Below are 21,758 nucleotides of genomic sequence, written 5' to 3'. Positions count from 1 at the left end.
GGGGTCACATGAAATCTTCACTGGATGAAAACAAACCTATCTTTCAACAAATACGGGAGATGATTGAAGATGACATTGTGAATGGCACACTGACAGAAGAAGCACAAGTCCCGTCAACGAACCAGCTAGTGGCTGCTTATCAAATCAATCCAGCAACGGTTTTAAAAGGATTTAACCAATTGGTTGACAATGGCATTTTGTACAAGAAAAGAGGCGTTGGCATGTTCGTCAAAAGCGGAGCTAGAAGCACGCTTATTAAAAAGCGAAAACAGGCGTTTAAAGAAAGTTATGTCCGCAGCATGCTGCAAGAAGCACGAAAACTTGGCATTACTGACGGAGAGTTACAAGAAATGATTAAGTCGATAGGAGGCGAAATAGAATGATTGACCCTGTGATTGAAGCGAAACAGCTGACGCTACGTCTTTCGGACAAAACGATTATTGACAATGTCTCGTTTACACTTGAACAGAACAAAATCTATGGATTGCTTGGTCGGAATGGCGCGGGAAAAACGACGCTATTGTCCTTATTGGCGGGATTCCGAAACCCGACAAGTGGAGCGATTACTGTGAATGGCGAGGACGTGTTTGAGAACAGAGCAGTTGTTGAGAACATCAGCTTTATTCGCGATGTCAAAATGGATTCAGATTCAGATCGATTAGAAGATTATTTAAAAGGCGTTGCCCTCTTTCGTCCCCATTTTGATTGGGAATATGCAATGACGCTTGTAGAACGGTTTAAACTGCCTATTGATTCGCCAATGAATAAATTGTCACGGGGGATGCAGTCTGCCGCCCATGTCATCATCGGACTAGCAAGCCGGGCACCCATTACGATATTTGACGAAGCTTATTTAGGGATGGACGCGCCAGCTCGGGATATTTTCTATAAAGAAGTACTCAATGAATATATGGAACGTCCGAGGACGATCATCCTGTCCACACACCTTATTTCCGAAGTAGCTTCGATGCTAGAAGACGTTCTCATTCTTCATCAAGGTTCCCTCATGCTCCATGATCGTACAGAGTCATTGTTGTCGAGGGGAACGACGATTACGGGCGATGCCGCAGCAGTTGATGGATTTACACGAGAAAAGAAAGTACTAAATGAACAGATACTAGGACAGACAAAGTCGGCAATGGTCTATGGAGAGTTAACTGAAACAGAGCGATTACAGGCCGAACGACAAGGTTTGCAAATTGGCCCAGTTGCTTTGCAAGAACTATTTATCCATTTGACAGGGGAGAAGCATAATGAATAAAAGCACACTTGTTGCTAAGGCGACATTGCATACGTTTGTGAAATGGAGTAAATGGTATACGGCAATGTTTATTGGCATCTTTCTCGTTATTGTCGTTTTGCTCAATCATCTATCAACCTATGACTGGTCCCTTCTGCAAGGCTATTTGCAATCAACGCGGATTTTCTTTTTGATTCTTGGTTTGATGTCTATGAGGGGCTTCTTAGAATATTTTGTATCGAACGGCGTTACGCGCAAAGACTACTTTAAAGGCATGGCGTCAGCCAGCGCGCGCTTGGCCATTGTTATGACCATAGCTGGACTTATCTTGTACGGCCTGGAACGGCTCGTCTACTTCGTTGCCGGTTGGGAACTCAGTCATACGTGGCCCTTTATGGAACAATCGCTTTTCATCCAAACTGTAGCGATGCTTTCGACTTTTTTCCTGTTCTACTTGTTAGGTTGGTTCATTAGCGCCGGGTACTATAAATTTAACCCTTATGCTGGTTTTGGCATGGTCATGCTTTGTGTTGCAGTCGTCATTGTCCACAATCGCTTTTGGGGCTTAGACGTGCCAGATCCCGTGGTTACTTGGAGCGATGGCCTCGCGTCTTCTCCCTTTTTGTCGATTCTTCTCACTGCAGCGTTCATTGCTGGTTTGCTATGGTTGCTGCGGCAGATGACGAAAAATATGGAAATCACCGCTTGACTTCTCTCTGGCATAAAAAGAAGCCGCCACTAAGCTCAGTGCTTATGGCAGCTTCTCTTTTTATTGATGGAAATCGGTTCCCGACTCGACTGCTTTTACATAGCCTTTGCGGATGACAAAATCGCCAAAATGCTCGCCTTCTTCTCGTTCTTTCGCATAAGCAAATAGGATCGGTTCCAATGTTTCTAAAATTTCCGCCTCGCCGATATTTTCTTTGTACATTTTGCTCAAGCGTTCCCCAGCAAATCCCCCGCCAAGATAAAGGTTATACTTACCTGGCGCTTTACCAATAAAACCGATTTCGGCTAATGCAGCACGTGAGCAGCCATTAGGACAGCCAGCCATGCGGATGACGATGTCTTCTTCGCGGATGCCCGCTTCATCGAGGATAAATTCCAGTTTATCAATGAGCGAAGGCAAATACCGTTCTGATTCAGCCATTGCTAAGCCACATGTCGGAAAAGCAACGCAAGCCATCGAGTTTCGGCGCAATGCTGAGACATGTTGGCCGTCTGTCAGCCGATAGGTTTCGACAATGGCTTGAATCGCTTTTTTCTTCGCGGCCGTTATGTTGCTAATGATCACATTTTGATTGCCAGTCAAACGAAATTCTCCTGTATGAATTTTAGCAATCTCGCGCAAGCCAGTCATTAGTTGGTAATCGTCTGTATCTTGAATCCGGCCATTTTGGATAAATAACGTCAAGTGCCAACGCCCTTTTACTCCTTTCGTCCAGCCATAGCGATCACCGTTATGATCAAACTGAAAGGGGCGTGCTTCTCCTAGCTCCCAGCCAAGGCGTGCGTGCAACTCGTTTTTTAACCAGTCTAAGCCACGGCGATCAATCGTGTACTTAAATCGGGCATACTTCCGAACGGAACGGTTGCCATAATCCCGTTGAATCGTAATCAATTTTTCAGCAACATCCATGATTTGCTGAGGCTCGCAAAAGCCAATAATACGGCCAAGTTGCGGGTAGGTTTTTGTATCGCCGTGTGTCATGCCCATTCCTCCACCGCACGCAACATTAAAACCGGTTAGCTTGCCTTCTTCCAAAATGGCTATAAAACCAATGTCTTGTGAAAAGATATCCACATCATTTGCAGGTGGAACGGCAACGCCAATTTTAAATTTTCTTGGCAAATAAAGAGGTCCGTACATCGGTTCTACTTCATCTTGCTGAGGCGTGCCCGCGACTTTTTCTTCGTCAAGCCAAATTTCATGATAAGCCCTTGTTTTTGGCAATAGCGCTTCACTCAATTTTTTCGCCCAGTCGTAGACTTCACCATGGACTTCAGATTGGTACGGATTGGGCGTGCTCATCACATTTCGATTGACGTCGCCGCAAGCAGCAATCGTATCCATTAAAGCAGCATTAATGCCTTGGATGTTTTTCTTCATATTCCATTTTAAAATGCCATGCATTTGGAACGTTTGCCGTGTCGTTAGCCGAAGCGTGCCATTGCCGTATCGATGGGCTAGATCATCCATAGCCAGCCATTGTTTCGGTGTGGCGACCCCTCCAGGAAGACGGACGCGCACCATAAATTGATAGGCCGGCTCAAGCTTTTGTCGGCGCCGCTCTTCACGCAAATCACGGTCATCTTGCAAATAACTGCCATGGAATTTCATTAACCGGTTATCGTCGTCTGGGATGCCGGCGCTTAATGGTTCGTTTAATGATTCTGCTAAAGTGCCACGTAAATAATTGCTTTCTTCTTTAATGCGTTCGACATCACTAGGAGGTCCATCTTGTGTCGGTGCAAATTTTTGGTCTGCCATTATTTTCTCCCTCCATTAATACACGTCGCGCTGGTAACGGTTATTTTGCTGTAAGTGACTGAGATAGGCTTCTGCTTCTTCTTCGCTGCGGTTGCCTTGTTGGGCGATAATCGAAACGAGCGTTTTATGGACATCTTTCGCCATTTGTTTTTCATCGCCACAAATATAAAGAACAGCGCCATCTTCTAGCCATTGGAACACTTCATCGGCTTTTTCTAACATTTTGTGCTGCACATAGACTTTTTCGTCCTGGTCACGGGAGAAAGCGACATCCATTTTCGTTAATACGCCTTCTTTCATCCAGCGCTGCCAATCCGTTTGGTATAGAAAGTCAGTCGAAAAATGCTGATCTCCAAAAAATAGCCAAGCGGGCCCCTCTGCCCCCGTCTCTTCCCGTTCTTCCAAAAAGGCTCGAAAAGGGGCTACTCCTGTTCCTGGACCGACCATTAAAATCGGTGTGCTCCCATTCTCAGGCAAGCGAAAATTCGGATTACGCTGAATAAAAATGGGTAATGTCTCCCCTGGCGCTTTGCGCTCAGCGCATTGTACGGAGCAAACACCTGCCCGTTTACGCCCATGAGCGTCATAGCGGACAGCGCCAACAGTTAAATGGACTTCGTCTTCATTTGCACGGTAGCTGCTAGCAATCGAATACAGACGTGGCGGGATTTTGCGGAGAATAGCGGTAAAGTCTCCTGCTGTTCCTTCCCATGGAGCGAAATCCCTAACCAAATCAAGAATGTCCCGTCCTTCTAGGTAAGCTCGAAGCTGCTGTTCATTGCCAGCTGCCACTAATTCCTTTAAAGCATTGTTTTTGGAAAGCAGCGACGCTTTTTCGAGCAAAGGCTTTGTTAAAACCGTTATTTCAAAATGACGGATTAGCGCCTCCCGCAATGGCAACACATCGCCTTGCTTGCCAATTGGCACCGATTCATCACCGTTCCAACCCATTTCGGCAATCAACTGATCAGCCAATTCACTGTCATTTTCCGGAAAAATACCAACCGAGTCGCCAGGCTCAAATGTAAATCCCGACCCTTCAAGAGAAAGCTCCAAGTGGCGCGTCTCCTTGTTTGAACCACGGCCATTTAAATTGATATTTTCAAGTATTTCTGCTTGATAAGGATTTGTACGGCTGTAAGCAGTAGCCGTGGTATCTGGTGATAGCAGAGCTGTGGAACTCGCCGACGATTTACCCGTTGCTTTTTCAAGGCCAGCAAGAACACCTGCCATCCATTCAGCTGCATCCTCGTCAAAATCAATGTCACAATCAACACGAGGATACAAGCGCGTTCCTCCAAGCTCCTCTAAGCGTTGGTCCAACTCTTTGCCTGTTTGACAGAAAAATTCATAAGATGAGTCCCCTAAAGCGAGCACTGAAAAATGCAAATCCGCCAATTTCGGCGCCTTGCGCCCAAGCAGAAATTCGTGGAAAGCAATAGCGTTATCTGGCGGTTCGCCTTCACCATGCGTACTAACAATAAGAAGTAAATTCGTAACGTCTTTTATGTTTTTTGGCTTATATGTATGCATCGATGCCAATGTCACATGATACGCTTTGTCTTCCAGTTTGCGGCTAATTTCTTCAGCAAGCTGTTGGCTATTTCCTGTTTGTGAACCGTATAACACAGTCACTTCTTTGTTTTCCTGGGCAGCTTCGCTCGGTGCGCTAAGTTCAGCTGGTACCGTTGTCGCTGCTTCACTAAGAACCGTGTTTGCTGTTGCTGCCAAATAACCGCTTATCCAGCTTTTCTGCGTAGCGGTTAGCGTTGGCAGCAACTTATTTAAAAGCTCTATTTGTTCTTGGCTGAATGGGCTGTTTGTCGTCTGGAGCTGCACCACAATCCACCTCTCGTATCGTCTTCATTTTTGGTTATCTTCGGCTATCCGTCGCAGTTGGTCATCTAGCCATTGCTCGCGCCTTTCATCTTGCAGGCGTTCTGGTGAAGCAAGCTCTTGCAAAAGCGCGCGTTTTTCCCCGTTTCCACCATTGCTCGCTAATACAAGCTCCCGTGCTTTCTGGAGAAATGCAAGTTCTTCGGCAGCATGCTCTGGCAACATGTTCGCGATTTGCCCCTTTATTCGTTTGGTGTAACTTGGGCTTGCTCCTGCTGTTGAGATGCTAACAGTGAGCAACCCTTTTTCAATTTTAGCTGGCACATAAACATGGCCTGCTTGTGCTTGGTCGCCAACATAAACGAGCTGACGCGGGGCACGGTTTTGCAACAACTGTTGGTGCAAAAGTGGCTGATCGGTACAGAGGAAAAGCAAATCAGCGAGAAAGCATTCATCTCCACTTACATAACGTGCTTCCCAACGCAGTTTTTCGGCTAACGCTAACGCGTGTAGCTGCGGATGAAGTGTGGGCGCCACAACAGTTACATGTCCGCCTGCTTCAATGATGCTTAACGCCCGCTTATAAGCAAGCTGCCCCCCGCCGACTATGACGGTATTTAACATGCTTAGCTCGAGCATAAACGGCAACGCACTCATCCGCATCCCCCTTTTATTTCACGAAGCGCCTCATTGACGCGGCCTACCAGAACAGGGGCCAGCCCGTCATCGCTCCCAAGGAATTCGCATAACACATAAGCAGTGTCTGTGTTTCCTTTTCTGTCTGCCAACGTATCCGCCAATTCGTTCATTAAAATGCCGGTAAAGAGCAAATACGGAAGCACATAAACACGCTGCGCACCAAGTTTCTCCACTTTGGCTAACCCTTGGGCCACTGTCGGCGTTGTTGCTGCCATAAAACACGTTTCGACATTGTCACATGCTGTTTTCTCATAGAGCAAACGGGCAATTTTAGCGACATCACTTGGTTGATTGCCGTCACTCGATCCTCTGCCGACCACAAGAACAGTCGTACCTTCTTGCCGTTTGCCTTCCTCCGCAAGCAGTGGCAGCCCTGCATCAGCAAGCCGCTTTAAAGCAACATCAACGACATCCGCTTGAATGCCAAACGGTTTGCCATAGGCAAATACAATGTCGGGATATTTCCTCTTAGCCGCTTGTATTTCCTGTGGGATGTCCATATTCGCATGGTTGGCCGTCAATAACAATACAGGAATGACGGCAATTGCCGTTGCCCCGTTTTGTACACACCGATCAATCCCTTCGGCAATCGTCGGTTTACTCAATTCAATAAACGCTTCCGTTTGGAAATAATCGCCGGAAAAATCGCTTTTGGCTTTTTTAATAAAAGCACGAAACTGGTCATTTCCCTCTTTGACTCGGCTACCGTGGCCCACATATAAAATCGCCTGCATAGTTCCCCTCCATCCATGCCGACAGTACCGATTGCTTAATTTGCGGCGACAAACCATAGGAAATCGCTGCTTTTTCCGCTTCATCGCTTAAACAAAGCACAGTTAACTCGCTTATCTCCTTCTCTCTGCCAATCGCAGCAAACGCTTCACAAAAACATTCAACGGACTCACGGCTTAAAAAGACAAGATCAGTCAAGTGCCCTTCATCGAGTAGACGGTTTATCGTCGTTTGCGTGGATGGGGCAACGGTTCGCTCCCGTGTTTGAATGTGTTTCCAGCCAGGCTTGCCACCTAAGCCCCCTCGGCTTAAAAAGAGTCGGTCTGACCCTATTGGTCTGCTCCCCTGAACAGGGGCAAGCCCACGTTGTTGAAGAGCCTGCACCGCCGAATCCGTTTCACCGCTAAATTGGGCAGAGAGGGTACGGATATCAAGTCCTCTTTTTTGGAGCCATCGAAAAAAGACAATGACATCCTTCTCATCATAGAAGGCAATGTCTGTAGCCGTTTCCCAATGAATAAGCGGGGCTTCCTCCTCTACCTCATGGAAACGGGGGTATACAAACGTTTCAGCCCCTTCTTCTTTTAATAAAGATGCAAGCTGGGCAGCACCGTCACTATTGGCAATTAGCGGAAACGAACCAAACAATGGTTTACGCTCAAACCAACTTTTTCCTTGGTTAAGGCCTGCAACATCACCAATGAGGGCAATCGCCGGATTCGTGAACTGTTCCGCTTCTGCTTTTCGGGCAATCGTGCCTAAGTCGGCGGTAAGAGTCCGCTGTTTGCTCGTTGTCCCCCATTGAATTAACAACACTTTTTCGTCCTTTGGGCGGCCATGTGTGATTAAATTTTCTGCAATGGTGGGCAAGTGTTTAATGCCCATATAAAAAGCAACCGTGTCGATGGAGGCAAGCCCATTCCAATCGATTTCAGGCAAGCCGGTGTCTCTGCGGCTATGCCCTGTCGCAATGGCAAAGTTGGCGCCGTGAAGGCGATGGGTTACGGGAACGCCTGCATAAGCCGGCGCCGCAATTCCTGCTGTCACCCCAGGAACGATTTCGTAAGGTATGGCGTATTCGTCGAGAAAGGCTGCTTCTTCGCCAACGCGCCCAAATACGCTTGGATCGCCGCCTTTTAAACGGACGACGCATTTTCCTTTTTGGGCATGGCGCACCATTTCGTCATGAATCGCTTCTTGGCGAAGAATATGGCGGTTCGGCAGCTTGCCTGCATACAGCAGCTCAGCCCCTGGTTTGGTTTCTTCTAGCAAAAGTGGGTTGACAAGACGGTCGTATAATAAAACGTCCGCCTGGCGAAGAATGTCAAGCCCCTTTGCCGTCAATAAACCACAATCGCCCGGCCCTGCACCAATTAAATAAACCGTTCCCTTTTGTGCCATTGCTATCACTGCCTTCCGTTTACTTTGCCTGCCTGTTCACCGAGTGAGAATATGATGCTTTTCTAGCCAGCCAATGATTTGTTCTACTGATTCTTCCACTGTTTGTACGCTCGTATCGACGGTAATTTCAGGCGTTTCCGGCTCCTCATAAGGGGAACTAATGCCAGTAAATTGAGGTATTTCCCCATTACGCGCTTTTTTATAAAGTCCTTTGACATCACGGCGCTCACACTCTTCAAGGGGGCATTTCACGTACACTTCTACAAATTCGCCGTCTGCCAGTAGAGCCCTTGCCTGGTCTCTATCCGATTGAAACGGCGAAATAAAGGCTGTCGATACAATTGTACCAGCATCAACAAACAATTTGGCAACTTCTCCAATACGGCGGATGTTTTCCTGCCGATCTCTATCGGAAAAACCTAAGTCCTTATTTAAGCCATGGCGGATGTTGTCGCCGTCTAGTACGTATGTTGACAGCCCTGCATCAAACAATGAACGGTCTAAAGCGTTGGCGAGCGTCGATTTTCCTGAGCCTGAAAGTCCTGTAAACCAAAGCACGCAGCCTTTATGGTTATGGCGTGCATGCCTTTCCTGTTTGCTGACACTTGCTTCATGCCAAACAAGATTTGAATTCGTTTTTGTCATTGCTAAGTCCCCTTATGTAAAATGTTTATATGCCTTCCCCATCACGCATCGTTTGTTCTTTGTCTTGGCGGACGGAACGGTATAAGCTGATTGCGCCTACTGTCGCGATAAAAACGCTGACAATTACAACAAGCGTATAATAGTCTTGCGAGCGGAAAAGCAAAATCAAGCTATAGGAAACAGCCAACGCAAACAAAGGTGATACAATCCAAACTTTAATAATCCGTCTTATGACAGACTTCTGCCATAAGACAAATCCGTTTTCCGCTGTGCCGATGCCGACAATGGCCGCAGTCGTAATTTGCGTCAGGGGCACAGGAAGACCAAAAATCGAAGCAATGATCACAAGCGCTCCACCCGTAAAGGAGACTGTACTTCCTTGCAGCAGCGAAAGATTGGTAATGTGTTTGCCATTGGTCTCGAGCACTTTTCCGCCGAGCAACAAGGCGCCAAGGGCAACAAAAAATCCACCAGCAATAACAGCCGTTGTCACATCTAGCGCCCCTACCCCGACAAGAGGGCCGACAGCATTGGCCACATTGTTCATCCCAGCTGAGAAAGCTTCAAGGCAACCACAAGCAATTAAAATGAAGGTGAGAGGCTTATGCCATTTTCCATCGCCACGCAAAAAGGGCAAATGGGCTTGATACTTTTTGATCGTTTTTCCAGCCCCGAATGCGAGAAAAAACGCGGCAAACGGGATGACAATCCAAAAGCTCACAATCACAAGCAAGTACTGCCAATATAGAGCTTGGTACGCAAGGCCAGCCCCAACAAGGGAGCCGACAACGACTTCGCTCGTTGACAAGGGAATGCCAATTAGGTTGGCAAAAAATAAGGTAAAACAAGCCGCAGCTAACACAATAACAACGACTTCCATTTGCATCACGGTAGGCGGCAGAATCCCTTCGCCGATCGTACGCACGACTTCGCCACCTGCTAGCGCGCCAAGCCAAGCGCAAGCGCCCACAAGAAGCATCGCCACTCGTTTCCTTTTAATCGCTCCACTTCCGTAAGCAGGGCCCATCGCTGCCGCTGTTCCGCTTGCGCCGATATTCATTGCGAAGAAAAAAGCAATCGCAAATGCTGCCGCCTCTATCATTGACGCTCCCTCTTTCTCTATTTTTCTATCGCCCTATCCACGCATCAACACTTCAACCACTTCTTTGCGGCTGAATTCTTGTGGAGGAAGCACGCCTTCTTTTAACATTTGCCGCACTTTGGTCCCCGATAAAATAACATGGTGCTCAGAATCATGAGGGCATGTTTTTTGCGAAGCCATGTTGCCGCAAGCTTTGCAATAAAAACTATGTTCAAAAAACAACGGCTTAATGCCAAGCTCGCCTTCTTCAAATTCTTTGAAAATCTCTTGTGCGTCGTAAGTACCATAATAATTGCCGACACCTGCATGGTCGCGGCCAACAATAAAATGAGTACAACCGTAATTTTTACGAACTAACGCATGAAAAATAGCTTCCCGGGGACCGGCATAACGCATCGCTGCCGGGAACACCGATAAATGGACACGGTTTTTTGGATAATAGTTTTTAAGCAACACTTCATAGCTTTCCATGCGCACATCGGCTGGAATGTCCCCTGCCTTTGTTTCCCCGACAAGTGGATTCAAGAACAGTCCGTCAACCGTTTCAAGGGCTGCTTTTTGAATGTATTCATGGGCGCGGTGCACCGGATTTCGCGTTTGGAAGCCAACGACCGTCTTCCAGCCCTTTTCAGCAAAAATCCGCCGCGTGTCGATTGGATCGATATAGTAAGAGGCAAAGCGTTCATAATTGACACGTTTTGTTAATACAATCGGCCCGCCTACATAAATCGGAGGACGTGCATACATCTTCGCTACCCCAGGGTGGGCTTCGTCGGTCGTACGGTATACTTCCTGAGCTTCGACTTTCTTATCAGGTGTATAAATTGATTCGATTTCAATGACGCCGTAAATGTCATTCTTGTAAACGAGCTTTGCACGTTCGCCAACGCGCAAGGCAGAAGCCTGGTCGGCGCTAACAGGCAGTGAAATCGGAATGCTCCAAGGCGCTCCATTCGCTAATCTCATTGACTTGACAACAGAATGGTAATCGTCTTCGTTTAAAAAGCCTGTTAGCGGCGTAAAACCACCAATGCCAAGCAACTCCAAGTCAGAGAGAGCAAAACCATCGAGTGCAATCTCGTTTGTGATGCCCGTTGTATCATACGCCGGATCATATCGGTGAACCAGTTCTGTTTCTTTTACTGCTTCCATTCATGAATCTCCTTTCGTTGGTGCATGCAACCCGCATTCCGTTTTTCCTGTTCCCGCCCAGCGGCCGCTTCGAGTATCTTCCCCAGGCATGACCGCTTTCGTGCAGTACGTACAGCCAATGCTCGGATAGTGCTGGTCGTGCAACTCATTGTAGGGCAATTGATGCAATTTGATGTACATCCATATTTCTTCTTCCGTCCAATGAATCAACGGACAAACCTTCACCTTTTTAAAGCGCTTATCCTGATTAACAAACTCGGTATTTGCTCGTGTTGGAGACTGCTCACGCCTTAAGCCTGAAAGCCAAGCATCGTAAGGCTCAAGCTCACGGGCCAGCACATCCAATTTTCGAATTTGACAGCACTGGTCTGGATTTTTAAGCCATAGTTCATCGCCGTAACGTTCCGCTTGTTCCTCTGGAGACAAAGCAGGTTTAGCCATGTTAATACGAAATGTCGGGTATCGTTCTTTTACACGTTCGATCAATTCGTACGTTTCGGCAAAATGAAAATCTGTATCTAAAAACAAAATGTGGGCTTCTTTTTGTATTTTTGACAACAAGTCAAGCAGCACCATGGCCTCGGCTCCAAAACTGCAAGCATACACGAGCTTTTCACCATACGTTTGATTCGCCCAGCGCAAAATATCCAGGCTATCCCGATTTTTCAACTTGGTATTTACCTTTTCATAGTCGGTAGCCTCCATTTGCTCAAAAACGTAAGCCATTACTCTCCCCTTTCTCCTCTACAGACAAACCCATGTAAGTTGATATGATTTATAAAAATTCTAACTGTGTTCGAATAGACTGTCAATGGCAGATTTTCAATCCTAGAACTGCTTTAAACATGAAATAAGCGCCAACGCCTTCTGATTGTACGTGTTTTTTAAATAATGGATACGAAACAGGGGCATAAAAATAGCCAGCAAAAAAACCGCCTTGTAGAAAAACAAAACGGTTTTTGGCTATGACCCATTTGTAGGTACGAGAGAAACAACCATCGGCAAGAGAAAAAATGCTTTGTTTATCCTTTTATGTTTATAACAGGTTAAAAAGTTTAGGGATAATTAGACTAATGGAAGGGATATAAACCACTATAAATAATGCTGCAACAAGCGCTATAAAGAAATAGCTCAAAGGTTTTATCACTTCTTCAATGGACACTTTCCCTACGCTACAACCTATAAATAAAACACTCCCTACCGGTGGTGTCATAGCACCAATAGCCAGATTAAATACAAGCATGATTCCAAAATGGACAGGGTCTACCCCCATTTGCACAACAATCGGCAAGAAAATAGGTGTGAAAATGAGTACTGCTGGCGTGAGGTCCATAAAAATGCCAACGACTAATAAAATCAACATCATAATCAACAATACAATATAGCGATTATCTGAAATACTTAAAAGCCCGTTACTAATAGCTGCCGGCATGCCTGTTAATGCCATTGCCCATGACATGATAGAAGAGACAGCAACTAAAAATAAAACAATTCCTGTCATCACAATTGTTTCTTTGAAAATTTTAGGAATATGGGCCCACGTTAAGGAGCGATAAATCAATGAAAGAATTAAAGAATATAGAACCGCAACTGCGGCACCTTCTGTAGCAGTAAAAATGCCTGCTACAATTCCACCAATCACAATAACAATCAATAGTAAACTAGGAATTGATTGTATGATGATTCTGTTTGCCTCTTTTAGACCTATTTTTTCAGAAATCGTATAATGATTTTTTTTAGCAATAAAGTAAGCAACGATCATAACTGTTAATCCCATCAAAATGCCAGGCAAATATCCAGCCATGAATAATGCAGAAACAGAAGTTCCTCCACTGACTAATGAATAGAGGATTAATACACCACTAGGGGGGATCAAAATGCCCACTGGTGAAGAAGTTATATTTACAGCTGCCGAAAAACCTTTGTCATAGCCTTCTTTCTTCTGCAAAGGAGCCATAACACTGCCAATTGCTGCCGCAGAAGCCACTGCTGACCCTGAAATAGAGCCAAAAAGCATATTCCCAACTACATTTGTATGTGCCAATGATCCAGGTAACCTTCCTGCAATCAACTTTGCTAAATTAATTAATCGTAATGCGATTCCTCCATTATTCATAATGCTTCCTGACATAATAAAAAAGACGATAGCTAATAACGCAAAACTGTTCATTCCAGAAAATAAACGTTGCGCACTCGTATAAAGGATCACGTCTAACGGCGTAGCTACCATAACAGATACAATAGAGGATAGACCAATGCTTATTGATATTGGAACACCTATCGCAAGAAGAAAGAAGAATATTCCAAAAAGAAGCAATACCGATAATATTGCTATATCCATTTTGAATACGCCCCCTAAATTTACTCGTACGAGACGAAACAGAAGGATTTATCTACTGTTCCGAAGATTCATTCTGCCCTCGCCTTTCCGCTAGGCTTAATAATTGATAGATGATTATTAATACCCCTGTTACAGGAAGAATCGCATAAACATAGCCCATTGGAATACCAAGGATAGGGGAAGTTTGGCTTAATGTCTGAGAAGCAAGATTGTAGCCGCCTTTAATTAAAACCGATCCTGCAAACATAATAATGGTGACGTCAATAAAAATCTCAACTAATTTCTTTTTTAAACCGCTTAATTTTGATTTCAGAAAAACGATTGCTAATTGTTCTTTTGAACCGAATGCATAGGCGGCTCCTAGCATTGCTGCCCATATAAGAAGAAAACGGGATAACTCTTCCGTAATAATGCTAGGGGAACTTAACACATACCTGCTTAATATCTGCCATAATGCACAACAAACTAATACAACAGTTAGCATAGAGGCAACGGTCATAATCAACCGGTTTAAGAAAGTCTTCACACTTTTGACTGTTAAAAGCATTGGAATCCCCACTCCTTCCTTTTTAACGCATTTCATTAAAAGCATCTAGTAATGCTGCGAGCCTTTCATCTTTACGATATTCCTTGTATATTGGACTTGCGGCTTCGCGGAACGGACCTTTTTCAGGATAGTAAAATTCTACTCCCAAGTTCTCTGCTTCTTTCTTTGCTGCTTCTAAAGCTTCAGCCCAAATTTCTTTTTGATATTCAGTCGATTCCTCCGCAGCCTCTTTTAATATGTTTCGTTGCGTTTCTGTCAGATTATTCCACGCACTACTGCTAATAACAACAATATCTGGAATACGAGTATGTTCATCAAAAGAGAACGCCTTTGCTACCTCACCATGTTTCCCAGTTGTTAGTGCTGTTGGGTTACTTTCAGCACCATCGATTACGCCAGATTGCAGAGCAGTATAAATTTCACCATATGGCATTGGTGTAGGTGCACCGCCTAATGTTTTCACCATTTCAATTTGTGTTCGACTATCTATTACACGAATTTTTAACCCCTTTAAATCATCTGGATGCATAATTGGTTTATCTGCCGTGTAAAAATTACGAGAACCAGAATCATACCAAGTTAGTCCTAGAAATCCCTCGTCTTCTGTAGAAGCAAATAAATCACTTACTGCATCAGATTCCATTGACCGAAAAAAATGTTCTTCATCATCAAAAACATACGGCAAGCTAAATATTGAATATGATGAAGCAAAACTTTCAAGTGAAGCCGCACTTACTTTCGTAATATCTATTCCCCCGCCTTGTATTTGTTCCAGCATTTCACGTTCATTTCCCAATACTCCGTTAGAAAAAATTTCAACTTTCATTTGGCCTTCTGAGCTTTCTTCAACGGTTTTAGCAAACTTTGTTAACGCTAGATGGACGGGATGATCCTCCCCTAAATCGTGAGCTAATTTTAGTGTCTTGCTGCCACCTTCTGTATTCGTTGCTCCTGAGGTTACTACCGTTTCCCCACATGCAGCTAATAATACTAGTAGACTACCAATCATTAGACTATCCATTATTTTTTTCAATGATGTTCCTCCTTAGCTGTCAGTATGAGTTCAATAGCCTCAACCTCGTAAACCCCTTCATTGCGTGATGAACGCTCCAAAAATAATACTGAACAGTAATACGTACAGACATGTTTTTATCAAGTAACAAGATACGTATTCCTATTATATCTTTCAAAATGTGCAATCTTTTCTAAACACTGTTTCGTTTTGTTAAGAAAAAAGCCTAAAGCTATGCATTGACTTGTATACAATACTAATTCATATGCACAGCTAACGTTGGCGTAAAAATAGTACTGCGAGCTTTGGCTATTTAAATCTTCAACATTAAGATTAAAGGTCTCTTCTTCAATTCCCTCAAGATGATTTCTGTCTATCTTCACACTTTGTTTTAGAACGCTATTGCCATCCACTAATACTTGTTATTCCCGCAACTTTTCCTTTTCGATTTTCATTATCGATAACGACTTTTGTATTTACTTTGCAACAACGCTATTTGCTGCCTCCACTTGTATCGCCATATTCTGCGCTTCAATACATAATTCAGCGGCTTTAAATGCATGTTCCTGTGTCATCGCATTTTCTGTTCCGTTCAAACAATCTAAAATAAATGCCCCAAAAAATGGATACCCTATGTTCCCTTGGCACTCGTAATGCTTTTCTCCTTCATGATTTACTAAATAGACATGATCCCCACTACCACTACGGGCAATATCAATATATTTACGCACCTCAATATACCCATCTGTCCCTAAAATAATAACGCGCCCATCGCCCCAAGTGCCCAAACCATCAGGAGTCAACCAATCGACCCGAAAATAAAAAGTAGCACCGTTATCAGCAACGAGAGTGGCATCGCCAAAATCTTCAAATTTAGGATGCTCTTTAAAGTTGTAATTTGCTACTTTACTATGGAGTACTTTTGCGTCCTTGGCTCCAGCATAATGGAGAAACTGTTCAATTTGATGGCTCCCAATATCACATAAAATGCCTCCAACATAGTCCCTATCGAAAAACCAGTCAGGTCTAGCTGACGGACTTGCACGGTGTGGCCCTGTTCCAATCATCTGTACTACCCTGCCAATCGCTCCCTCTTCTATTAACTGCCCCGCAAAAACAGCCCCTTCTACATGAAGTCGCTCACTGTAATAAATTCCCCATCGTAAACCAGTCTCTTCCGTCTTCTTTTTAGCCTTTTCCAACTGTTCTTTTGTTGTAAATGCAGGTTTATCAACAAAATAGTGCTTTCCATGATCTAAAACCCTAAGTCCTAAGTCACAGCGCATAGATGGAATACTAGCACCCGCAACAAGTTTTATGGAAGGGTCTCCTAATATTTCTTCTTCTGAATCGGCTATTCGGGTATTAGGAAATTTCTCCACAAAAGCTTTTACCTTCTTTGGATCAGAATCATAAACAGCTGCTAACTCTCCCCCTGCTTCTAATAATCCGTTGCACATTGCATAAATATGCCCATGATCTAAACCAATTGCGGCAAAGAAAAATTCTCCTTCTTCTACTACGCGATTGGGTTTTCCTTTTGGAGCATAATTCATTCCATCGTTTTTATTCATTTTTAACCCCTCCATGAAGTGATTCCCGCTAATGTAACCGCTTTAATTTTTTGGCAACTTACTCGTATTTTCCACCTGTTGTAATCTCGTTTACTTTGAAATTTTCGATACTCGTTTTTTTCTCATAAAAATATGTCGCATTCTCAATAATTCCTTCTCTTGAATAAAATGGACTCGTTTCATCTAAAGGGAGTTTTACCGTCTTTCCCAAACTTGCAGATTCGAAAATGGCAGTAATCAATTCGAGTGTCTCCCTTCCCTCATTTCCATCTACTAGTACCTCTTTTTTCCCCTCAATCGCGTGCAATACATCTTCTATTTGCCCAGCATGTCCTTCATACTCTAAATCATTTATAGACTCATACTCTTTCTGCAGCTTTTCCTGTAATTCTTTATCCTCTACAGGGAACCCATTATCAAGCGATTTAGATGCCTTCAATTTCCACGGTACAGAGACACGGGCATTTTTCCCTTGGAAAATAAGCTGTTGCTCTTCTCCATGATGAACAACTGAACTTGTAATTTGTGCAAGACTTCCATTTTCATAGCGCCCTATCGCGATAGATATATCTTCTACTTCTGCATTATCATGAGCAACATTACTCATTACTGCTGTGATTTCTGAAGGCATTCCATTCATCCAGCGAAAAATATCAATATGGTGAACTGCATGGTTTAATGTACAGCCGCCGCCTTCTTTTTCCCAAGTTCCTCGCCACCATAAATCGTAATAACAATGGCCTCTCCACCAAAAAGAGTCTACTTGAGTATGTACAATGGGACCCATTAATTTCGTATCTAATACATGTTTTAATTTCATCATTGGTGAAGTAAATCGATTTTGGGCAACAACTGACAAGATTTTCCCAGACCTTTTAGCAGCTTCATTCATTGCGTCACATTCTTTTAAAGATGAGGCCATTGGTTTTTCTACAATTACATTCTTGCCTTGATTTAGAGCTTCTATTGTAATAGCCGCATGCGTATAAGGCGGGGTGCAAACAGATACAAGATCAATATTCTCTTGCCTGAGTAGTTCTTTATAGTCACTATAAATAGCTACGTTTAAATCAAATTCTTTTGCTTGCGCCTCTGCTTTTTCAGGATAAATATCGCATAAAGCCGTAATTTTGCACCTATCTTGAAATTCTAAATACCCTTTGATATGGGATGGACAGATTGCTCCTGTCCCTATAATGGCCACGTTCATCATCTCTACCTACCCTTTCCTTATTTTATCTACTTACATCATTATTAAAAACGATCTTACATTACTGAAAATAGAAAGCGCTATCATTTTTATCTTGACTAAACCATCAAGAAGTCGGCCTCTGTCACTTGTTCAAACAAAGTGAAACCAGAAAATACTAATTAAAGTATTCCGGGTTTTTGGCCTTTAATTCTTTCGATTCTACAAACACAAGTTTCATATGCTTTTCCATAATCGCTTCTGCTTTATCAGGATTTTTTTCAGAAATACATTCAAAAATTTCTTTATGCTGGCCTACAATTACTTCAAAATCATGGTTTTTCGCCAGCCTCAGCATTCTTAATCGATCAAAATGACTATTCATTTTTCTAATATTGTTCCAGGTTCTGATCTTAGTGCATATTTCAAATAATAATTGATGAAATTCTTCATCTAATTGAAATAATTGATTGTGCGAGCCTTTTTTTAAGCAAAGCTCTTGCATCAAAAGGTTCGTTTCTAATTGAAATAACTGATCATCACTAATTTTTGTACAAACCTCTCGGACAATCGCCTTCTCAATATGCTCCCTTACAAATCGGCCTTCTTCAACTAAGCTTAAATCTACCTTGGAAACAATAGTCCCTTTTTGAGGAATAATGATTAAAAGCTCTTCTTGCGCTAGTTGTAAAAAAGCTTCTCTGACAGGTGTCCGACTCACATTAAGGTTTTGGGCAACTTCCTTTTCAGAAATTTTTGTACCTGGTTTTAAATCCCAGTTTATAATTTGTTCTTTAATGTGATTGTAGACAAAATCACGTGTCGATCCTTTTATTTCAACATCGATGCTAATCTGAATCACCTCCCGTTTTCTACTTATACTAGTATGGTAGATATACAAGCATTGTAAGATTGTTCTGTTATTTTTGTCAAGTGGCCTATCGAGCATGTATGAGATGGATTTCAAGAAGCGTTTAATAGAATCAACTGAATGACCAAAAATGAAAGATTGGAATGTCAACATAAATTGGACAAATTTCTAAAGGTGTAAGGCTTTGTAGTCAACGGGTGATAGATAGTTGAGTGAACGGTCGATGCGTATATGGTTGAATCAGTAAAAAAAGCAAGTTTTAGTTCGTGTTACATTCTCGATTTAAAGGTGGCTTCTGCGACGGCGTTGTCATACGGGGTGTCTATGTTGCTGAGCGAATGGGCGATCCCAAAGGTCGCTAGTATCTCGTCTATCTTGTGGTTGATAAACGCTCTACCACAATCGGTATGAAACAAAGCAACAATGGAGATCAGCCAAATCGAACAATTTGTCTTGACAAAAATCTAATTAGACCTCACACTCAATGCCTAAAGTCTAATTAGACTATCACAATTAGAAAAGAAGGTTTTACGATGAAATCGATATTATTAATCGGACAATCAAATATGGCTGGAAGAGGATTTGTTAAAGATGTACCGCCTATTTATAATGAGCATATTCATATGTTGCGGAATGGCAGATGGCAAATGATGGCTGAACCGCTCAATTTTGATCGTCATGTATCTGGTATTGGGCCGGCTGCTTCTTTTGCTCAGGCTTGGACAACGGATCATCCAGGGGAATCCATTGGGTTAATACCATGTGCGGAAGGTGGCAGCTCTATTGATGAGTGGGCAATGGACAGTCCATTAACAAGACATGCGATCTCTGAAGCCACGTTCGCTACGGAAACAAGTGAATTAATAGCAATTTTATGGCACCAAGGAGAAAGTGACAGTTTCGGAGAACGTTTTAAGACATATGAGAATAAGTTGCTCTCATTATTTACACATTTGAGAGAAGAATTGAATGTACCAGATACCCCAATTATTATCGGTGAATTAGGGCACTACCTTGGAGAGAGCGGATTTGGAGAAAATGCTGTAGAGTTTAAGCAAATAAACCAGATTTTGTATAAAATTGCTTATAATGAAGAAAACTGCTACTTTGTAACATCGAAAGGCTTAACAGCAAATCCAGACGGCATTCACATTGATGCGATTTCCCAAAGGAAATTTGGATTACGGTATTATGAAGCTTTTTCAAAACAAAAACACGTTTTAGATCCTTTGGGCATCGAGGATGAATGGATTGCTAAGGAAGCAAAGCGTGAACTCACTAAAAATGAAGCTATATTTGTTCAAAGTACGAAGTTTGCTTTAGGACAATTAAGTTTTAAAGAATTTTCTTCTCATGTTTCCAAAATCCATCAAAGCGAGGAGTGATCGATTGATCCCACTTTTAATTTTAGGTTTGTTAAAAGAAAAACCAGGTTCCTACGGGTATGAGCTTCTAGCCATTATGAATGAGAGACATTACAAATTTGTTGTCAATTACACCAAAGGATCCTTTTATTACAATATTCAACAGTTAGAGGAAAAACGAATGATTCAACGCATTGTTGAAGAAAGAGAAGCTGAATCAAGAGAAAAAAACAAATACATTCTTACTGATTTAGGAGTGGAGGAGTTTAATCGTTTAATGACAACGTACGGGTCAAAAACAGATTATATAAATCTATCTTTTTATAGCGCAATGCTTTTCGAAGGGGCATACGACAAAGAAAAAATGAAAGAACTCGTCCTTGTTCAAATTAAACAAACAGAGAAAAAAATTGCTCTCTTAGAAGACACTTTGAAAAATCGGACAGATCTTATGAAAAATTTCCGCCGCATGTTAGAAAATTCCCTTTCACACCATAAAGTGAACGTGGACTGGTTTCATGAAATTTTAAAGGAAATCGATACAGAAATCACGGAGAACAGGTTATCACATTAGACCTTTGAACCAATTTTTTCTATACCTACGCTGATGTGGTGAATTATCAATGTTATACGACGCTGCTCTAAAAAAGAAAGAAGTACTCCCCAAACAGTTAAATGGGCTTACCCAGGAAACTAAATGGGGACTACTTCATGGCTACGAGTGTGTTTCCTTTTTCAATTCCTATAGAATTTAGCCCCATCACACAGGAGAGGCGCTACTCTAGTGTCTAATCAAGAAAACCACTTTACTTGATATTTGATAACGAAACAAGATGGCCGTTCGTTGCATTTACACCTAGCACCCGGTTTAAAATTTCTTCTGCTGTTTCGACAAATTCGTAAGAGGATCGTTTTCTTGGGCGTGGAAGATTAATATCATATGTGTTAGCGATGCTCCCGTTTTCAATCACATAGACCCTATCCGCTAATGTGACTGCCTCATCAATATCGTGTGTAACAAGGACAACACTAAAGCCACGCTGTAGCCATATTTTTTCTATTAATTGCTGCATTTCACGTCTTGTTAGTGCGTCAAGTGCTCCTAACGGTTCATCTAAAAGCAAGACATGAGGAGAGTGGACAAGGGTACGGGCCAAAGCGACGCGTTGTTTCTGTCCACCTGATAATGCCCGTGGCCACTCATTTTCTTTGCCTTCGAGCTGAACGCTTTTGATCGCTTCCAGCGCCTTTCGTTTCCGGTCGTGCTTTAAACCTAACATGACATTTTGCAAGACCGTCTTCCAAGGGAGCAGGCGCCCTTCTTGAAACATCATCCGGACAATGTCTCCGTTCGGGATGTATACTTCTCCAGCGGTGGGCTGCTCCAAGCGGGCTAACAAGCGCAATAAAGTACTTTTTCCACAGCCGCTTTTGCCGACAATGGCAATACATTCACCTTTTGTTAATGAAAATTCTACGTTTTTCAATACACTCGTTGTGCCAAACGATTTATGGACGCCTGATAAAGAGAGAGCCATCTGTGCGCTCATCGGATCCTCCTT

At 43.1% G+C, this 21,758-nt stretch carries 21 protein-coding genes and 1 pseudogene; 5 read left to right on the top strand and 17 right to left on the bottom strand.

Annotation, left to right across the window (positions count from 1 at the left end):
• Window positions 1–8: 8 nt before the first annotated feature.
• The 3 genes from BUC05_RS18210 to BUC05_RS18200 are packed head-to-tail and all read left to right on the top strand — an operon-like array spanning window position 9 to window position 1,949.
• Window positions 9–383 carry a GntR family transcriptional regulator gene (locus BUC05_RS18210; protein WP_011245477.1) on the top strand — a complete coding sequence of 125 codons (375 nt, stop codon included), beginning with the start codon at window positions 9–11 and terminating at the stop codon, window positions 381–383.
• Window positions 380–1,261, top strand: coding sequence for an ATP-binding cassette domain-containing protein (locus tag BUC05_RS18205; RefSeq protein WP_082369108.1), 882 nt, complete (start codon window positions 380–382; stop codon window positions 1,259–1,261). Before BUC05_RS18210 ends, BUC05_RS18205 begins: the two co-directional genes overlap by 4 nt.
• A complete protein-coding gene (locus BUC05_RS18200; RefSeq protein ID WP_035205178.1) occupies window positions 1,254–1,949 on the top strand; it encodes a hypothetical protein in 696 nt (231 codons plus the stop codon). Before BUC05_RS18205 ends, BUC05_RS18200 begins: the two co-directional genes overlap by 8 nt.
• A gap of 60 nt (window positions 1,950–2,009) precedes the next feature.
• Here the strand turns inward: BUC05_RS18200 and cysI are convergent, their stop codons facing one another.
• The 16 genes and pseudogenes from cysI to BUC05_RS22160 form a co-directional block, all read right to left on the bottom strand.
• Window positions 2,010–3,731 carry an assimilatory sulfite reductase (NADPH) hemoprotein subunit gene (cysI, locus tag BUC05_RS18195; protein WP_011245474.1) on the bottom strand — a complete coding sequence of 574 codons (1,722 nt, stop codon included), beginning with the start codon at window positions 3,729–3,731 and terminating at the stop codon, window positions 2,010–2,012.
• A gap of 15 nt (window positions 3,732–3,746) precedes the next feature.
• Window positions 3,747–5,570, bottom strand: a complete 1,824-nt coding sequence (locus tag BUC05_RS18190; protein ID WP_035205180.1) for an assimilatory sulfite reductase (NADPH) flavoprotein subunit — start codon at window positions 5,568–5,570, stop codon at window positions 3,747–3,749.
• A 24-nt stretch (window positions 5,571–5,594) separates the two neighbouring features.
• Window positions 5,595–6,224 (bottom strand): NAD(P)-dependent oxidoreductase, encoded by a 630-nt coding sequence (locus BUC05_RS18185; RefSeq protein ID WP_035205182.1) that lies wholly within the window; start codon window positions 6,222–6,224, stop codon window positions 5,595–5,597.
• Entirely contained in the window at window positions 6,221–7,000 is a 780-nt protein-coding gene (locus BUC05_RS18180; protein ID WP_035205183.1) for a sirohydrochlorin chelatase, read from the bottom strand. Before BUC05_RS18180 ends, BUC05_RS18185 begins: the two co-directional genes overlap by 4 nt.
• On the bottom strand, window positions 6,969–8,399 hold the full coding sequence (gene cobA / locus BUC05_RS18175) for a uroporphyrinogen-III C-methyltransferase (protein WP_035205185.1): 1,431 nt from the start codon (window positions 8,397–8,399) through the stop codon (window positions 6,969–6,971). Before cobA ends, BUC05_RS18180 begins: the two co-directional genes overlap by 32 nt.
• A 36-nt stretch (window positions 8,400–8,435) precedes the next feature.
• A complete protein-coding gene (cysC, locus tag BUC05_RS18170; RefSeq protein ID WP_011245469.1) occupies window positions 8,436–9,044 on the bottom strand; it encodes an adenylyl-sulfate kinase in 609 nt (202 codons plus the stop codon).
• 25 nt (window positions 9,045–9,069) lie between these two features.
• A complete protein-coding gene (locus BUC05_RS18165; RefSeq protein ID WP_035205188.1) occupies window positions 9,070–10,146 on the bottom strand; it encodes a sulfate permease in 1,077 nt (358 codons plus the stop codon).
• Window positions 10,147–10,179: 33 nt separating this feature from the next.
• Complete coding sequence (gene sat, locus BUC05_RS18160; RefSeq protein WP_011245467.1) at window positions 10,180–11,298, bottom strand: sulfate adenylyltransferase; 1,119 nt, start codon at window positions 11,296–11,298, stop codon at window positions 10,180–10,182.
• On the bottom strand, window positions 11,299–12,024 hold the full coding sequence (locus BUC05_RS18155) for a phosphoadenylyl-sulfate reductase (RefSeq protein ID WP_035205190.1): 726 nt from the start codon (window positions 12,022–12,024) through the stop codon (window positions 11,299–11,301).
• A 310-nt stretch (window positions 12,025–12,334) separates the two neighbouring features.
• A complete protein-coding gene (locus BUC05_RS18150) occupies window positions 12,335–13,639 on the bottom strand; it encodes a TRAP transporter large permease (RefSeq protein ID WP_011245465.1) in 1,305 nt (434 codons plus the stop codon).
• Between the two features lie 52 nt (window positions 13,640–13,691).
• The gene (locus BUC05_RS18145; RefSeq protein WP_035205191.1) at window positions 13,692–14,186 is read right to left on the bottom strand and encodes a TRAP transporter small permease; all 495 of its coding nucleotides are present in this window, start codon (window positions 14,184–14,186) and stop codon (window positions 13,692–13,694) included.
• A 22-nt stretch (window positions 14,187–14,208) separates the two neighbouring features.
• Window positions 14,209–15,219 carry a TRAP transporter substrate-binding protein gene (locus BUC05_RS18140; protein ID WP_073305651.1) on the bottom strand — a complete coding sequence of 337 codons (1,011 nt, stop codon included), beginning with the start codon at window positions 15,217–15,219 and terminating at the stop codon, window positions 14,209–14,211.
• A 455-nt stretch (window positions 15,220–15,674) separates the two neighbouring features.
• Window positions 15,675–16,772, bottom strand: coding sequence for a Gfo/Idh/MocA family protein (locus tag BUC05_RS18135; protein ID WP_035205192.1), 1,098 nt, complete (start codon window positions 16,770–16,772; stop codon window positions 15,675–15,677).
• Between the two features lie 58 nt (window positions 16,773–16,830).
• Window positions 16,831–17,985, bottom strand: coding sequence for a Gfo/Idh/MocA family protein (locus BUC05_RS18130; RefSeq protein ID WP_011245462.1), 1,155 nt, complete (start codon window positions 17,983–17,985; stop codon window positions 16,831–16,833).
• Between the two features lie 154 nt (window positions 17,986–18,139).
• Complete coding sequence (locus BUC05_RS18125) at window positions 18,140–18,823, bottom strand: GntR family transcriptional regulator (RefSeq protein WP_082369109.1); 684 nt, start codon at window positions 18,821–18,823, stop codon at window positions 18,140–18,142.
• A 287-nt stretch (window positions 18,824–19,110) separates the two neighbouring features.
• Window positions 19,111–19,248, bottom strand: a pseudogene (locus BUC05_RS22160) (IS3-like element IS655 family transposase); the annotation flags it as partial.
• A gap of 117 nt (window positions 19,249–19,365) precedes the next feature.
• On the opposite strand from BUC05_RS22160, the gene BUC05_RS18115 reads away from it, so the two are divergent.
• Together BUC05_RS18115 and BUC05_RS18110 are read left to right on the top strand one after the other, a co-directional pair.
• Window positions 19,366–20,217 carry a sialate O-acetylesterase gene (locus BUC05_RS18115; protein WP_035205198.1) on the top strand — a complete coding sequence of 284 codons (852 nt, stop codon included), beginning with the start codon at window positions 19,366–19,368 and terminating at the stop codon, window positions 20,215–20,217.
• Window positions 20,218–20,221: 4 nt separating this feature from the next.
• Complete coding sequence (locus BUC05_RS18110) at window positions 20,222–20,770, top strand: PadR family transcriptional regulator (RefSeq protein WP_035205200.1); 549 nt, start codon at window positions 20,222–20,224, stop codon at window positions 20,768–20,770.
• Between the two features lie 232 nt (window positions 20,771–21,002).
• On the opposite strand, the gene BUC05_RS18105 is transcribed toward BUC05_RS18110, so the two are convergent.
• Complete coding sequence (locus BUC05_RS18105) at window positions 21,003–21,746, bottom strand: ABC transporter ATP-binding protein (RefSeq protein ID WP_011245458.1); 744 nt, start codon at window positions 21,744–21,746, stop codon at window positions 21,003–21,005.
• Window positions 21,747–21,758 lie beyond the last annotated feature (12 nt).

This window comes from Shouchella rhizosphaerae, assembly GCF_900142675.1.
Taxonomy (GTDB): Bacteria; Bacillota; Bacilli; order Bacillales; family Bacillaceae_D; genus Shouchella; species Shouchella rhizosphaerae.
The sequence above is the reverse complement of the archived record's forward strand: the minus strand, read 5'-3'. Positions and strand labels throughout refer to the sequence as shown.